The following is a 13880-nucleotide window of genomic DNA, read 5'->3' as shown; positions in this document are numbered from 1 at the left end:
AAAACAGAGGATTTTAAAATGAGTGAAGCATGGATTATTGATGCCTGCCGTACACCCCGTGGCATAGGTAAATTAGGCAAGGGTGCGCTGGCAGAAATTCATCCGCAGCAATTGGGCGCCTGTGTGCTAAAGGCGTTAGTTGAGCGCAATAAAATTAATACCGCAGAAGTTGATGACGTTGTATGGGGTACGAGCTGTCAGCGTGGTCGTCACGCAGGTGATATGGGCCGTATGTCGGCATTAGATGCCGGGTTTGATATTCGCTCTAGCGGCGTCACCTTAGACCGCTTCTGTGGTTCAGGTATTACCAGTGTGAACATTGCCGCGGCGTCGATCATGTCGGGTATGGAAGATGTGGTAATCGCTGGCGGTGCCGAGATGATGTCTAGTTACGGCCATGACAATGGCCTGCCGGAAATTATGGACAGTGGCAATTTGCGTTTGCGTGCGAGTCACCCGCAAAGCCATCAGGGTGTGTGTGCAGATACCATTGCAACCTTAGAGGGCATTGACCGCGAAGCACTGGATAAGCTGGCAGCCTTGAGTCAGCAGCGCGCGGCCCACGCAATTGAAAATGGTTATTTCAAGAAAAGTGTTGTGCCGGTATATCACGAAGATGGCACTTTGGCTTTGGACAAGGAAGAGTTCCCACGTCCAGGCACAACATTTGAAACCTTGTCGCAACTTAAGCCTTCTTTCCCGGCGCTGGCAGATAAAGAGTTGGATGAGAACGGCTTAACCTACCGCAAATTAATGCAGCAGAAATATCCAGGTATTGAAATAAATCACGTTCACCATGCGGGTAATTCATCTGGGGTGGTTGATGGTGCGGCGGCAATTTTACTCGCTTCACCGGAGTACGCGACTAAGCAAGGCTGGAAGCCGCGTGCGAAAGTATTGGCCATGGCGAATATGGGTGATTGTCCAACTCTAATGTTAAATGCACCTGTTGCCGCTGCTGAAAAAGTACTTAAAAAAGCGGGTTTAACCGTTGATGATATCGACTTGTTTGAAGTTAACGAAGCCTTTGCTGTGGTACTTGAGCGCTTTATCCGCAAGTTAAATATTGACCGTGACAAGATAAACGTTAACGGCGGCTCTATGGCGTTGGGTCATCCTATTGGAGCTACCGGTTCTATCCTAATCGGTACCGTTTTGGATGAATTAGAGCGTCGTAATTTAAAACGCGGCTTAATTACCATGTGTACTGCGGGTGGTATGGCGCCAGCAATTATCATTGAACGCATGTAATTCAATGGTTGAAACAAGGAGGCGCTGGGCGTCTCCTGATTTTATTATTTTTCTTTAAATTTTATATGGCAGGGCTAGGTGTAATGAATTTAAATCTCACAGAAGAGCAGCAGTTCATTCAGCAAACGGCAGCGGATTTTGCGGCCAAAGAACTAGTGCCAAACGCTGCTAAATTGGATGAAGGTAAAGGCAAAGAGGAATTTTTAGCTAATCTTAAAAAGCTAGCCGACCTCGGCTTTATGGGCTTGAACGTGGGCGCTGATTACGGCGGCACAGAAGCGGGTACAGTTGCGTTTAGCCTTGCTATTACTGGATTAGCGAGAGGCTGTGCATCAACAGCGGTCACCGTGTCGGTGACCAATATGGTTGCGGAAGTGATTCAATCGGTGGCTAGCGAAGATCAGAAGGCGACGTATCTACCTAAAATATGCTCCGGTGAATATTTGGCAGCTGGCTTTTGCTTAACAGAATCGGGTGCAGGCTCAGATCCATCTGGCATGAAAACGACGGCAGTGCGTGACGGCGATAGCTGGATATTAAATGGCTCTAAAGCCTATATCACCAGTGCTGAGTATGCCGGTGTGTTTGTGGTCTGGGCGGTGACAGATAAAGACGCGCCGCGTGGCAAAGGCATTTCCTGCTTTTTGGTTGAGCGCGAAACGGCTGGTTTGACCGTTGGGCCCGCTGAAGAAAAAATGGGTCAGAAGGGTTCTGCGACCAATCCGGTCTATTTTGACGATTGCCGTATACCTGCGTCAGCATTGATGGGTACATTGCATCGAGGCTACCAAGTTGCACTAGGTGAGCTGGCAGGCGGTCGTATTGGCGTTGGTTCGCTGGCCTTAGGCATCGGCGAAGCAGCTTTAGATTATGCCCGCGATTATGCAAAGGAACGTCAGCAATTCGGTCAGGTTATTTCTAATTTTCAAGGCTTGCAGTGGATGCTTGCTGACGCCTACACCGAAATGGAGGCAGCACGCTTGTTATTGATGCAGGCGGCGTTTACCAAAGAGAGCGGTGGTGATTTTGGTAAACAGGCATCGATGGCGAAATTGTTTGCCACTGAGTCAGCTAACCGCGCCTGCTACACGGGTTTGCAGATTTTGGGTGGCAACGGATATAACCGCGAATACCCGCTGGAGCGCTTAGCGCGTGATGTGCGTATCACGAGTATTTACGAAGGCACCAGTGAAATTCAGCGTATGATTATTGCGCGGAGTGTTCTGTAAATCTGTTCTTTTGCTCAGTCAGGTGTTGATTGCCCTTGTAGGGGTTTAACAGTTGACTGCGCTTCAAATCTTTTATAATTAAAAATGAAATTTTTTCTCAGAGTCTCGCTAGTAAAATCCTGGTTTCTCTCTGTCTTATATTCTTAAGCAATCAAAGATTGTCGCTTTGACTAATGACGCGAATAACGACATCGGCGGTAATAGCAAGATCCCGCAATTGAGCGGCTCGCTCTCGACCCTCGCGACTAGCGCGGTAGAGATGAGGTGTCATGGTCAGTAATTGTTCGAGCTGCGCTGAGGCAAGCACAGGCGTTGTAAATGACACGTTTATACTGTTGCTGAGTTGCCAGCCCTGGGTGAGTGCTGCACTAATATCTGCGGGCGGGTTGCGGCGAACGGTGTCATAGATGGCGCTGCGCAATTCAATTAAATGTTCGGGGCCGGGGTCTGCCATGACAATGTGGCCGTTAGGTTTTAGCACCCTTTTAAACTCGTCAAATACCGGGAAACCAAAGGTACATAAAACGATGTCTTGGCTTTGGTCGGGTAGCGGTATCTCGCGGTTGCTTGCGACCAGTCCATTGAGTTTTGGGTTCCGACTTTTGCAACTGCGCACTGCCCATTTTGAAATATCCAATCCGGTTGCCGTAAGGTTTATATCGGTTTCCAGAATTTTTTCGCATACGGCATTGAGGTAGTAACCCTCGCCGCAACCTGCATCTAATATCCCAACATCACTGAGGCCTGAGCATAAATTATTCACGGTGTCAGCTAGCGTAATAGCCAGAGTTTGGTAGGCGCCGCTGTTTAAATAATCGCGGCGTGCCGCGATCATTTCTTTGCTGTCACCAGGGTCGAGCGACTTCTTGTTCTGCACGGGCAGCAGGTTTACATAGCCTTGCTTGGCAATGTCGAAGCAGTGGTTGTTCTGGCAGCGCCAAGTATTACCGTCTTGCTGCAACTCGCTCTTGTCGATTGGGCAGAGCAGTTGGGTGAGGGGTAATAATGGCATGGGTATTCCGTGAGTTTAATGAATTTTTGAGGGCGCTAGTATGCCGCAATTCAGGAGTTAAGGCTCGGTTCTGTATTAGTCACTCGCCACCGCTCGACTCTGACACCAATGGCGCAGCGCATCGATATTCTCGCTCATTGTTACTGACAGTGGCACAGTGCTGCTGATTTCGTGAAGGATGTGTGCGGTAGTTAAGTTTTCATTGCGGGCACTGGCAGAGTAACGTGCGGCGACGATGGCCTGTTCAATTTCTGCGCCGGTAAACCCGTCGCTGGCGGCGCTGAGTTCTGCGCAGCGAAAATCTTTAAGTTCAAAATTGCGTTTTTTGAGATGGATGGCAAAAATGTCCTGACGGACTTTTTCTGATGGCAGATCCACAAAAAATATTTCGTCGAGTCGTCCTTTGCGAATTAACTCCGGCGGCAGGCGCTGAATGTCGTTGGCGGTGGCGACCACAAATACCGACTGTTTGCGTTCTGCCATCCAGGTTAGTAGGGTGGCGAGTATGCGGCGGGAGGTGCCGCCGTCGTGGGTGTCACTGCCAATGCCTTTTTCAATCTCATCAATCCAGAGCACACAGGGCGACATGGTTTCTGCCAGCGCTAAGGCTTCGCGAACATTGCGTTCTGATTCGCCAAAAAACTTATTGTAGAGCGCGCCCATATCCATGCGCAGCAGCGGTAAACCCCATAGGCCAGCGACCGCCTTTGCCGACAAGCTCTTGCCACCACCTTGCACGCCAACCAGCATAATGCCTTTGGGCGCGTCGTCGCCGTGTTGGTTAAATGCCTGCTCGCGCTTGCTCAGCCAGTCCTTTAATTTAGATAGGCCGCCGACCTGCGCGAAATTGGCAGTGTCATATTCAAAGCTTAAGACGCCCTCCATATCGAGCAATTCAAATTTGGCTTTGTTAACCGTGGCGATGTCTGAATGGGTGATGGCGCCGTCTTGAAAAATAGCGCCTCTTGCCAGTTTACGAGCGTCTTCCAAGGGCAGGCCACGAAGATTACTGACGAGTTTTTCTAGGGCATCGCGATCCGTCTTCACTTTGCGACCTTTAGCGCTGCTGAAATCCTGAGCTTCTTTGTAGATGGCCGCCCGCAGTTTGTGGTCTTCTGGCATGGACAAGCTAAAACGCGCGCTGTGACGTTTGAACTCGCTGGGAATGTCTATGGCGTGGCTGATGAGTATCACGCATTGCCCGGTTTCACCGGCATTCAAGGCAATATCTTTGATGAGCCGCACAATACGTGGTTCGTCGTTTAGAAATGGATGGATATCACATAGCGCATAAATGCCGGCGAGCTTGCTGCTGCGAATGTGTTTGAGTGCGGCTTCGGGTTCGGAGGTGAGTGCTTGGCTTGAGGCCTGATCGTAATCACTGCGTCGTAAACCATCGGTAATGGACCACGCGAATACGGGCATTCCGAGTTGTATGCCTAACTTTGACAGCAATGTTAATGCGCGTTTTTCTTCCCACGTTTCAATAACGATGACGGGAATTCGCGACTCAATAATCAGACGCAGGTCGTGGCTGTCATTCATTGGCGGCGATGTGCCTCCCCTAGTGGGTTAACGTTGGTAAGCCCTCGCTAGCTTATTCAGGCTTATGCTTCGCCGCAAGCGTGTTTTTAATGCGCTGATTTTGCTGTTTGCTTGGCTCGTGTTTTAGATTTTTCTTCGTTTGCGCCAAGGCACGCGGCTTTTAGCTCATTGTAGGATTCCACCAAGCAGGCTGAATATAACTCGGGATCGGGTAGCATTTTGCGGCAGGCAGTGAAAGAAATTGAGATAGTGCCGACCTTGTTTAAAACAGAGCTGTAGACAATTTGGAACAAACCGACATTGGGGAGCAGCGGTCCAAAGTTCATTCCGTCTACCATTTTGGCGCCACAGAAATACAGCTGCTGAGTAGGCCCCGGCACATTGGTGACCACGGTGTTAAAGATAACGGCGGCTTCGGTTAGGCCGGTTGCTGAGGCGGCGCGTAGCGCTAGCGATAGCATGCCGCCGGGTAGTACATTGGTAACATCTACCGCCATACGGGGGCCCAGCGCATCAGCGTAGGCCTTGCTGCTCATCGAGGCAGCGTGAATTGCTGTCAGGCGTTCCTTGGGGTCTTCTATATTGGAGTGCAAAGACACGGTCATAAAGCCGACCATATTACCGCCGCTGCTCTGCTCGTCATTGCTGCGTACATCGATGGGGCAGCCGGTGACGAGTGTTTTCTCTGGGAGCGCATTCTTAGCGGTGAGGTATTTGCGCAGGCCGCCGGACACAATGCATAACATGGCGTCGTTAATGGTGGCGCCTGCGACGGTATTTTTAATGGCGCGAATATCTTCAAAGGGAAAGGGGACGGCGTCGCAGACCCGGTAGGGCGATATTTTCCCTTGAAAGACGGTTTTCTGCTTGTCTTCTAGGGTAGAGAAATCCTGTTCTTTTTTACCGCGACGAATGCGTCGCCAAGTGGGAATCGCACTGCCGATTAAGTTCAAAAATTGGCCCGGCTTTTTAAGGTTGTTGAAAAGTGCATTACTGAGCATATGGCCGTCGTTGTACTTTTGCACAACTTTCGTTGGCGCTTCTGCTGCAATGGCGATATCTGGACTAAGATCGTGAAGCAAGGGTATAAAGCGTGCCCCGGTGGCGCCGTCCATTGCCGCGTGGTGCACTTTGGTCATAACCGCAAAACAGCCCTTGGGCAGCTCGCGAACACTATCTAAGCCCTCTATGACATACATCTCCCACAGGGGTTTACTCATATCGAGCGGGCGAGCATGTATGCGGGAGGCCAGAATGCAGAGTTGTCGCCAATCGCCCGGTTTGGGGAGCGCAATGTGATGTACGTGGGTTTCTATGTCGGCGTGCTCTACGTCTTCCCAGTACGGCTGATCCAGACTCAAGGGAACTTTACGGAGCCTACGATTAAAAATGGGTGACAAATGAGAGCGGTTTTCTAGTAACTGTAGAATCTGTTTAAAACGCACCAGCCCTTCGGGCGCCGTGGATTGGTCGTAAATGCTTAATATACCGATGTGTTGGGGGATGCCCATGTTTTCGGTATGGACGAACATGGCGTCCTGACCAGATAGCTGCTGCATATTTTATCCTTATTGGTAATTACTGCCCCGAGACTATAAGAGTCTGCGGGGGCTGGCAATTACAGTTAAGGTCAGTAATTCGCAATATGCAATTATTGCGCGCTTAGCGCCCGCTCTCGCTGCTGTAGCGACCACAAGTGGGCGTACTGGCCATCTTGTTCTAGCAGGTTAGCATGGGTGCCTTGTTCCACAATTTCGCCCTGCTCTAAAACTAAGATGTGGTCGGCATCGACGATGGTTGATAGGCGATGAGCGATGACGAGCATCGTATGTTCTCGGGCAATATCGCGGATTGCCTCTAGAATAAGGCGTTCAGAGGCCGAGTCGAGTGATGACGTGGCCTCGTCAAACACCATAATGGGGGACTGCTTTAAAAGCGCTCGAGCAATGGCAACACGCTGTTTTTCGCCGCCGGACAATTTTAGACCGCGCTCGCCAACCAAGGTGTCGACACCCTTAGGAAGGCGTTCGATAAAATCGCTGAGATGAGCCATACGGATTGCTTTCAGTACATCCTCGTCGCTAGCGTCAATTCTACCGTAGCGGATGTTTTCGAGAATGGATTGATTAAATAGGACGGTGTCTTGCGGGACGATACCCAACGCACGACGAAGGGAAGATTGATCGACGGTTTTAATGTCTTGGCCGTCGATAAGAATGCGCCCCTCGCTGGCATCGTAAAATCTGAACAACAACTTAAGTAGTGTAGATTTGCCTGCGCCACTGCTGCCGACGATGGCGACTTTTTGCTTGGCGGCGACTTTAAAACTAATGTTATTTAAAATTGGTCGTTCGCTTTGGTAGCGGAAACTGAGGTTTTCGACCTCGATGCGACCCTCGCTGAGCTGTAAAGCTGGCGCGTTCTCCATATCTGTAATTGCCGCTTTTTGGCGTAGCAAAGCAAACATCGCTTCTATGTTCGCCATCGAGCCCTTCATTTCTCTGTACACAAAACCAAGGAAGTTGAGGGGCATAAAAATCTGCATCATAAAGGCGTTGATCAGCACGAAATCACCAAGGGTCATGTTTTTATCAACCACTTCGCTGGCTGCCAATACCATGGCCGCGGTCATCGCCGCGGCAATAATTAGCGCTTGGCCCGCGTTGAGTGCAAATAGGCTGAGGCGATTTTGACGGCGCGCCACTTCCCAGCTTTCGAGTTCTTCGTCATAGCGGTGGGCTTCGTAATTTTCATTGCCGAAGTATTTAACGGTTTCAAAATTCAATAGGCTATCTACCGCGCGTGTGCTGCTTCGCGATTCCGCCTCATTTGCGCGGCGTATATAGCCGGTTCGCCACTCTGTTGCAAAGATCGAAAAGGCGATGTAAGTAATAACCGCGACGAATACGATGACCGCGAACCACATACTGTAGCGCCAGCCTAGTAAGCCAATGACTAAGCCGATTTCGATAAATGTAGGCACAATATTGAATACCATAAAACGAAGCAAAAAATTAATGCCGTTGGTGCCCCTCTCTATATCTCTTGATAATCCGCCGGTGCGTCTATTGAGGTGGAACTCTAGATCCAGCGCGTGAAGGTGCTTGAATACAGTAAGCCCGACTTGGCGCATTGCGCGCTCGGTAACGCGGCCGAAAATAGTGTCGCGTAATTCGCCAAATAAAACGTTGGCAAAGCGCAGTACGCCGTAAGCTAAAAGTAAGGCGACGGGTAAAATTAAGATGGCTGGTTGATCGTTCTTGTCGAGTTGATCGACTATGTTCTTGAGAATAAACGGGAGACCCACGCTGGCGACTTTTGCTGCGATCAAACAAAGCATGGCTAAGCCGATTCGAGATCGAAATGCCATCAAGTAGGGAATTAGCTCGCGCAATGTTGCCCAGCTGACGTCTTGGTTTTGGGCGTGGCTTGTACCGTGGCGCATATCAGGGTTTCGCTTAATTAGGAGTGGGCTTGTTGGCGATGTTGTTAGTTAGCTGCCGCTGCAGATTAGTGGAGAAGGTCGTCCGGGAAGCGGTGTGGTTCTAAATCGAAACTTTCGATGTGATTGCCAAGGGTGATAACTATTCCCTTATAGCGTTCATGACCGGTTGCAGTGAATTCAAAGACATAGCGGCGCCATAGATTGAATTCGCCTTTGCGATTACGTTTAAACCACACGGCTCGCAGGGCAACGTGATCATCGAGTAGTGAAAGTTGCTGCTGTTGCAAGTGTATACGGGTGGCGCGTAATGCAATTTCTCGGGTACCTTGTGCGCGCCAAAAATAAGCGAGCAGCGCTAAAAAGCCAAAGAGCGCCGCGACGTCCGCAAGATCAAGCATGCTTAAAATGTCCGATAGCGATGGTTACCATATGTGGTTGTTTAGAATATCCATGCAATTAATAGCCACAAGACTAAGAAGAAGCCAAAGAAACCGCTGAGCATGAATTGCAGCTCACCTAGTAAGCCGTCACCGGCGGCAACGGCAAAAATAACTAGGGTAATCACCGTGACAAAAAAGGCGACAACCGCGGCGTCTTTCAGCCCCATGCCCGGGCTAAAGTACTGGTCGATAAACGAAGATACCATTGGGATGAATAGCATGACGCCAAGCCCAATCAGACCGATGAGCGCGGCGGAGATTAACGCAATTTTTAGGGTTTGATTGTCATTTTTTCCGGGTGAGCTAGCCATCGTTTCATAATCTCAGGCGGGGTCTGACTGATGTGCTTTCACTAAATCGCGGAATACTTCTGGTCTTGGCATTCCATGAGCTTGAATTTCTGGGCTATCTCCCGCCGTATAAATTGATAGGGTACCGACACCGAATAGTCGATTAAACAGTGATTGCTTGATTTTTACGGAACGGATGCCTGAAATATTTAGCTCCGTGCGTTCTTTGCTGAGGAGTCCCTGCTCAAGAATGATCTCGTTGTCATTGATCTCTAGGCGGGTCGATTTACATTTTAAATACCAGAACATCAGTATCAAAATGCCGATGGCAACAGGCACCAAAATCACGGCTAGGATGAATCCTAAAGGATTATTCCTAAACATCGCGGGGTGTTCAGCGTATTGGCTAGTCACCGTTTCACTCTCTCTTCGTCTGATTTAGTACCGTATTCTACACGGATTGCGTTGCCGTGCACTTGGCAGCTTATTTATACGGCTGTCGTCACCACCGCGGCGCCATAACCCTCGTCAAACTCTATTGGCATGCGACGCGGTCTGCCGCTACTCATGCGAATGCATACCAGCTGCCAGTGGCCGCGTAAAAGGGTTTTGCCATCAGACTTGCGCAGTAGTTGGAACTGACGCTCCATAGTGAGCTTGTGGTCGTTCGCAGTTAGCCAAGTACCCATGATGCACTCTTCGCCCACGTAAGCTGATAGGACGTAATCGTAGTCGGCACGTCGAATCACCATGGCGGCATCTAAGCGTTTATATTCGTCAAAGCCAAGACCGAGTTTTAGGGAATGCTGCCATCCAGCTTGCTGACACCAGTCAACGTAGACCGCATTATTCACGTGGCCAATGAAATCGATGTGCTCGGCTTTAACGCTGAAGTCGACGGTGAATGGGAGCGCAAGATCCCAAGTTAAGGAAGCGTGGTGCATATTGCTGAGCCTGAAAATAAGTCATTATTAACTATTCATCTATAAATCGCGATTTATCGTCGTGACACAGATAGAGCTCAGCCAAATTAGCTAAGGAAAAAGGGGGGGATTACACCTAATTTACGAAGATTGTGATGTGGTTCGCCTTTTTGGGGGCAGTCTAACTATGTACTTCTCGGTTTTCCCTTACTTAAACTAATTCTCATTTTTGTTCTACTGTCCCCAGCACGCACACAGGTGGATTTTATTGGTGAGTTTTTTTTACCGTGTCGCCAAACGTGCGGTTTGGGTGGATGTATCGGCGAAATTAAGCGCTAATTAACGGAGTATTTAGTATGAATAAGATATTATCAAATAAGGGGTTCTTAGCCCTGACCTTTAGCGCCAGTTTGGCGTTAGCGGGTTGCGGCGGTGGCAGTAGCGGCGGCGGTAGTAGTTCTGCAGGCAATGGCAATACTAACAACGAGCCAATGACCACAAGCTTTTCTGAAGTTGACGGACCGTTAGATGCAGTGCAGCAACCGCTGTCTGAGCAGGTTTTGGCACCGATTATAGCTGGTGCAGCGGGCACGCCATTGGAAGGGCCTGTTAGTTGCGTAAGTTCATTTGTCGTTACCGATGTTCTAGATATTTTAGATTCGGTATTAGTTAATGTAGACCCTGCAACACTGCAAAGTGACCCAACGGCTTTATTTACCGATTCGGCTGCAAACTTCCAAGCTACAGTAAGCGAGTTGGTGGCGGATCTACCGGTAGCCTTGGCGTCGCTGGCTGGTGAGAGTTGCACAGGTGGCGGCGGTGGTTCATCTGACCCATTGGCTGCGTTGGCTGGTACACCTTTAGCCCCTTTAGCCGAAGCACTAGCCCCAGTATTGGCAATGGCTAGTGGTGGTGGCAGCGGCGAACCGCCAACGCCATCAGTTTTGTTGGCGCAGTTAAGCGCTGCATTTAGCGAAGGTCGGCAAACTATTCTTGCCCAAGATCCTTCTGGTCAAATTAGTGGCGCGCCGGTGCTGGGTGGCTTATTGACTACGCTTGATACAGCATTGAGTGACTTAGCTTTGACCGCGGTCGCGCTTGAGGATATGGATACAACTGCAACATCAGCAGCGGTTAGTGTGACAGTGGAGAACTTATTGAATGGTCTGTTGATTGATGTTGTTCCCATCGGATTCATCGAAGATCAAGCTGGTCAGGGTGCGATTATCAGTACTCAGATTAAGGCAGCCGTTGCGTCTATAGCTGGCTTGTTGGGTGGTGACTTTGGCGGCCTGCCTAGTGGTGGTTTTGAAAACCCAGCTGAAGCATTGTTTGGTCCATTGAGCGACACGTTCCTAACGGGTTTGCAAAGTGCATTGGCTGGCGGTTTAGCTGGTGGTGGTGGCTCTAACGCGGTTGGCTTTGATGCGCTACTAGAAGCTCTTGCTCCGTTACAAGCGTTACTTTCACAAGGTGGTGGTTCGGGTGACGCGGGACTGACTGGTACGCCCTTGGATGTCTTGATTGCGCCACTTGTGACGGTCTTTGATGGTGGTGCGGGCGCCTGCCCACTGGCAGCAACCCCTCTGTCGGCACTTTGTGCGATTCCAACATCCTTTGCAGATGCCTTGGCACTTGATAATGGTGCCGACTTGTTGGCTGTGTTGACAGGCTTGCCTGGGCTACTGACTGGCCTAGCTCAGCGCTAGTTTTTATTTCTTATTAGTTACACGTTAAGCGGCCATTTGGCCGCTTTTTTTTGCCCAGAAAATTTCCCCCGCACTTATATGAGTTGAAAATTCTCTTATCCATGCACTCTGCCGTTATAGCTATTTTTTATGTTTTGTTAGGGATAATTTTGCCAAGTGATCTTTGTAGCGACATCTTATATGGGGTGTGGCGAGACAGTATTAATGTAAGAAAGTGCGACACAATTTGCATCTTTTGCGCAGTAATACCATAATCGGGCCGTTAAATGTAATGATGATGTCTCCTAAGCGTTTGAAAGTTGGGTCTTTCTGATGACAGTAGGGGAGCATTATTTGTTTTAATTTGCCCTTAAGGGTTGGGCTTAGGTTTTGTGCTAAGTCGGCACCTAGAGAATTTAAATGCGTGATCACTACAGAATAACGATAACCAATTACAGTGGTGCACAGCACTATACGGTCACCCAATTAATGCGGCGCTATATGGCGGGCATCGGTATATTTCTTGGCACCTGCTTTCTGGGCGGGTTCTTAGCTATTTTGTTCTTAAGTAGCCGCTTGAGCACCTTAAATGCCGAAGTGAGTGATTTGCAGCATTATCAGGCGACAATTAAGTCTGAAAATGAGGCGCTGTTGATTGAGCAGAAACAATTAAAGACATCGGTTGAAGAAAAAGTGGCGGCACTGTCGATGATGAGTGACGAGCTTGGGTCTATTGAAAGCATGATTGGGCTAACACCTGATCCTGACGTGGCGCTTTACCAGCGTTTAGACACTGCCAGCCAAACGGCGTCAGAAAAGCATTATATGCTCAGCGCGATCCCTAGTGGATATCCCCTTTCAGATGCTTACGTAACGAGTCGGTATGGTATGCGTAATCATCCGGTGCTGGGCAAAATGGCTTTGCACGGCGGTGCGGATTTGCGTGCGGCTATAGGTACACCAGTTTATGCGACGGCGGACGGTGTTGTTGAGCTGTCTGGTAAGTCTACTGGTGGTTTTGGCGAAATGATTAAGCTGAATCATAACTTTGGTTTTGTCACGGTATTTGGGCATTTGAGTAAGACCTCTGTCGCTGTTGGTGATTATGTTCGGCAAGGTGATTTAATCGGTTACACGGGCAATACAGGATTATCCAGTGCGCCACATCTGCACTACGAAGTACGACATTTACACCGACGCTTAGCTCCGGGCCCATTTATGGAGTGGTCTTGGGAAAATTACGACGTACTTTTTACTCGCGAGGAGCAAATAAAATGGGATTCCCTGGCAAAAACTCTAAGAAAACAGACAGCGGTACCAGAACGACAGTGGTCGCAGCTGGCACCAGTCTTACCGGCGACGTCGAGCTAAATGATGATTTTCATCTTGATGGCGTGATGACGGGTAATTTGATTTCGAAGAATGACTTAATTGTTAGTACCAGTGGTCGTTTTACCGGTGACGTGAAAGCCAAACGGGTTTTAGTGAGCGGTATATTGCACGGTAAAATTGATGCGGATCGTCTTGAGATTGTGGCATCGGGTCAAGTGAGTGGTGAAATTAAAGTTCGAGAGTTAGTAATAGAGTCTGGCGGCCAATTTGTTGGTGCTAGCCAAGTTAAAAAACATGATACCCCGCTTTTGTCCTTCGTTAATGAGACTGCTGGTAGCGAAAGTGATACTACGTCGGCGGAGAATCAGGCAGTCTGATAGATTATTCCGGTTTTTGGCATTGCGTTTGGGCAGTGCCTTTTTAAAACTCCTCGTATTTCTTAATGTTTTTTCCTTATCTTCGGGTTTGGAGTCGTTTCTGCCGTCCTTAAGCTTTAAAATGCATCGGTTTCATTGCAAAGCAGCGAAACTGCGGTGCGGTATCTCCTTGATCAATAATCCTGAACATATAGAAGGGCGTGTTAATGGTATCCGGATAGTGATAATTAGCGCCTAGGTTAAGGAATCTAATTAGAATACGGTGTCGCACGGCTGCTCATTAGTTTGGTTGTTAGTGATTGCTAGTGAGGCGCTTGGTATGCCGAGGTCGCCTAAATGCAGGCCAAG

The 13880-nt window shown here is 49.2% G+C and carries 13 protein-coding genes; 5 read left to right on the top strand and 8 right to left on the bottom strand.

Annotated features, from left to right (window positions below):
• The first annotated feature begins 18 nt into the window (after window positions 1–18).
• Both O9X78_RS11650 and O9X78_RS11645 read left to right on the top strand, forming a co-directional pair.
• Complete coding sequence (locus O9X78_RS11650) at window positions 19–1251, top strand: acetyl-CoA C-acetyltransferase (protein WP_269619863.1); 1233 nt, start codon at window positions 19–21, stop codon at window positions 1249–1251.
• Between the two features lie 83 nt (window positions 1252–1334).
• The gene (locus O9X78_RS11645) at window positions 1335–2480 is read left to right on the top strand and encodes an acyl-CoA dehydrogenase family protein (protein WP_269619862.1); all 1146 of its coding nucleotides are present in this window, start codon (window positions 1335–1337) and stop codon (window positions 2478–2480) included.
• A gap of 151 nt (window positions 2481–2631) precedes the next feature.
• Here O9X78_RS11645 and O9X78_RS11640 read toward each other — a convergent pair whose 3' ends face one another.
• The 8 genes from O9X78_RS11640 to O9X78_RS11605 all read right to left on the bottom strand — a co-directional run bounded on the left by O9X78_RS11640 (window position 2632) and on the right by O9X78_RS11605 (window position 10156).
• The gene (locus O9X78_RS11640; protein ID WP_269619861.1) at window positions 2632–3492 is read right to left on the bottom strand and encodes a putative RNA methyltransferase; all 861 of its coding nucleotides are present in this window, start codon (window positions 3490–3492) and stop codon (window positions 2632–2634) included.
• Window positions 3493–3567: 75 nt separating this feature from the next.
• Complete coding sequence (locus tag O9X78_RS11635) at window positions 3568–5037, bottom strand: AAA family ATPase (protein ID WP_269619860.1); 1470 nt, start codon at window positions 5035–5037, stop codon at window positions 3568–3570.
• A gap of 86 nt (window positions 5038–5123) precedes the next feature.
• Window positions 5124–6596, bottom strand: coding sequence for a WS/DGAT/MGAT family O-acyltransferase (locus O9X78_RS11630; RefSeq protein WP_269619859.1), 1473 nt, complete (start codon window positions 6594–6596; stop codon window positions 5124–5126).
• A 92-nt stretch (window positions 6597–6688) separates the two neighbouring features.
• The gene (locus tag O9X78_RS11625; RefSeq protein WP_269619858.1) at window positions 6689–8482 is read right to left on the bottom strand and encodes an ABCB family ABC transporter ATP-binding protein/permease; all 1794 of its coding nucleotides are present in this window, start codon (window positions 8480–8482) and stop codon (window positions 6689–6691) included.
• A gap of 65 nt (window positions 8483–8547) precedes the next feature.
• Window positions 8548–8880, bottom strand: coding sequence for a DUF3301 domain-containing protein (locus O9X78_RS11620; protein ID WP_269619857.1), 333 nt, complete (start codon window positions 8878–8880; stop codon window positions 8548–8550).
• 41 nt (window positions 8881–8921) lie between these two features.
• The gene (locus O9X78_RS11615; protein WP_269619856.1) at window positions 8922–9233 is read right to left on the bottom strand and encodes a hypothetical protein; all 312 of its coding nucleotides are present in this window, start codon (window positions 9231–9233) and stop codon (window positions 8922–8924) included.
• 12 nt (window positions 9234–9245) lie between these two features.
• Window positions 9246–9626, bottom strand: coding sequence for a PH domain-containing protein (locus O9X78_RS11610; RefSeq protein ID WP_269619855.1), 381 nt, complete (start codon window positions 9624–9626; stop codon window positions 9246–9248).
• Between the two features lie 74 nt (window positions 9627–9700).
• Entirely contained in the window at window positions 9701–10156 is a 456-nt protein-coding gene (locus tag O9X78_RS11605; protein WP_269619854.1) for an acyl-CoA thioesterase, read from the bottom strand.
• Window positions 10157–10491: 335 nt separating this feature from the next.
• On the opposite strand from O9X78_RS11605, the gene O9X78_RS11600 reads away from it, so the two are divergent.
• The 3 genes from O9X78_RS11600 to O9X78_RS11590 all read left to right on the top strand — a co-directional run bounded on the left by O9X78_RS11600 (window position 10492) and on the right by O9X78_RS11590 (window position 13532).
• The gene (locus O9X78_RS11600) at window positions 10492–11844 is read left to right on the top strand and encodes a hypothetical protein (RefSeq protein WP_269619853.1); all 1353 of its coding nucleotides are present in this window, start codon (window positions 10492–10494) and stop codon (window positions 11842–11844) included.
• 399 nt (window positions 11845–12243) lie between these two features.
• The gene (locus O9X78_RS11595) at window positions 12244–13194 is read left to right on the top strand and encodes a M23 family metallopeptidase (protein ID WP_269619852.1); all 951 of its coding nucleotides are present in this window, start codon (window positions 12244–12246) and stop codon (window positions 13192–13194) included.
• Complete coding sequence (locus tag O9X78_RS11590) at window positions 13152–13532, top strand: bactofilin family protein (RefSeq protein ID WP_269619851.1); 381 nt, start codon at window positions 13152–13154, stop codon at window positions 13530–13532. Before O9X78_RS11595 ends, O9X78_RS11590 begins: the two co-directional genes overlap by 43 nt.
• Window positions 13533–13880: the final 348 nt, after the last annotated feature.

Origin of the sequence: Zhongshania aquatica, assembly GCF_027257955.1 — a bacterium.
Lineage (GTDB): Bacteria > Pseudomonadota > Gammaproteobacteria > Pseudomonadales > Spongiibacteraceae > Spongiibacter > Spongiibacter aquatica.
Note: the sequence above shows the minus strand (reverse complement) of the source record. Positions and strands in the feature narration are given on the sequence as shown.

Excerpts from the sequence above, each read along its gene's own strand:
- O9X78_RS11620 (WP_269619857.1), bottom strand. The coding sequence starts at position 8,880 with ATGCTTGATCTTGCGGACGTCGCGGCGCTCTTTGGCTTTTTAGCGCTG.
- O9X78_RS11635 (WP_269619860.1), bottom strand. The coding sequence starts at position 5,037 with ATGAATGACAGCCACGACCTGCGTCTGATTATTGAGTCGCGAATTCCC.
- O9X78_RS11605 (WP_269619854.1), bottom strand. The coding sequence starts at position 10,156 with ATGCACCACGCTTCCTTAACTTGGGATCTTGCGCTCCCATTCACCGTC.
- O9X78_RS11615 (WP_269619856.1), bottom strand. The coding sequence starts at position 9,233 with ATGGCTAGCTCACCCGGAAAAAATGACAATCAAACCCTAAAAATTGCG.
- O9X78_RS11595 (WP_269619852.1), top strand. The coding sequence starts at position 12,244 with ATGCGTGATCACTACAGAATAACGATAACCAATTACAGTGGTGCACAG.
- O9X78_RS11600 (WP_269619853.1), top strand. The coding sequence starts at position 10,492 with ATGAATAAGATATTATCAAATAAGGGGTTCTTAGCCCTGACCTTTAGC.
- O9X78_RS11630 (WP_269619859.1), bottom strand. The coding sequence starts at position 6,596 with ATGCAGCAGCTATCTGGTCAGGACGCCATGTTCGTCCATACCGAAAAC.
- O9X78_RS11650 (WP_269619863.1), top strand. The coding sequence starts at position 19 with ATGAGTGAAGCATGGATTATTGATGCCTGCCGTACACCCCGTGGCATA.
- O9X78_RS11640 (WP_269619861.1), bottom strand. The coding sequence starts at position 3,492 with ATGCCATTATTACCCCTCACCCAACTGCTCTGCCCAATCGACAAGAGC.
- O9X78_RS11625 (WP_269619858.1), bottom strand. The coding sequence starts at position 8,482 with ATGCGCCACGGTACAAGCCACGCCCAAAACCAAGACGTCAGCTGGGCA.
- O9X78_RS11645 (WP_269619862.1), top strand. The coding sequence starts at position 1,335 with ATGAATTTAAATCTCACAGAAGAGCAGCAGTTCATTCAGCAAACGGCA.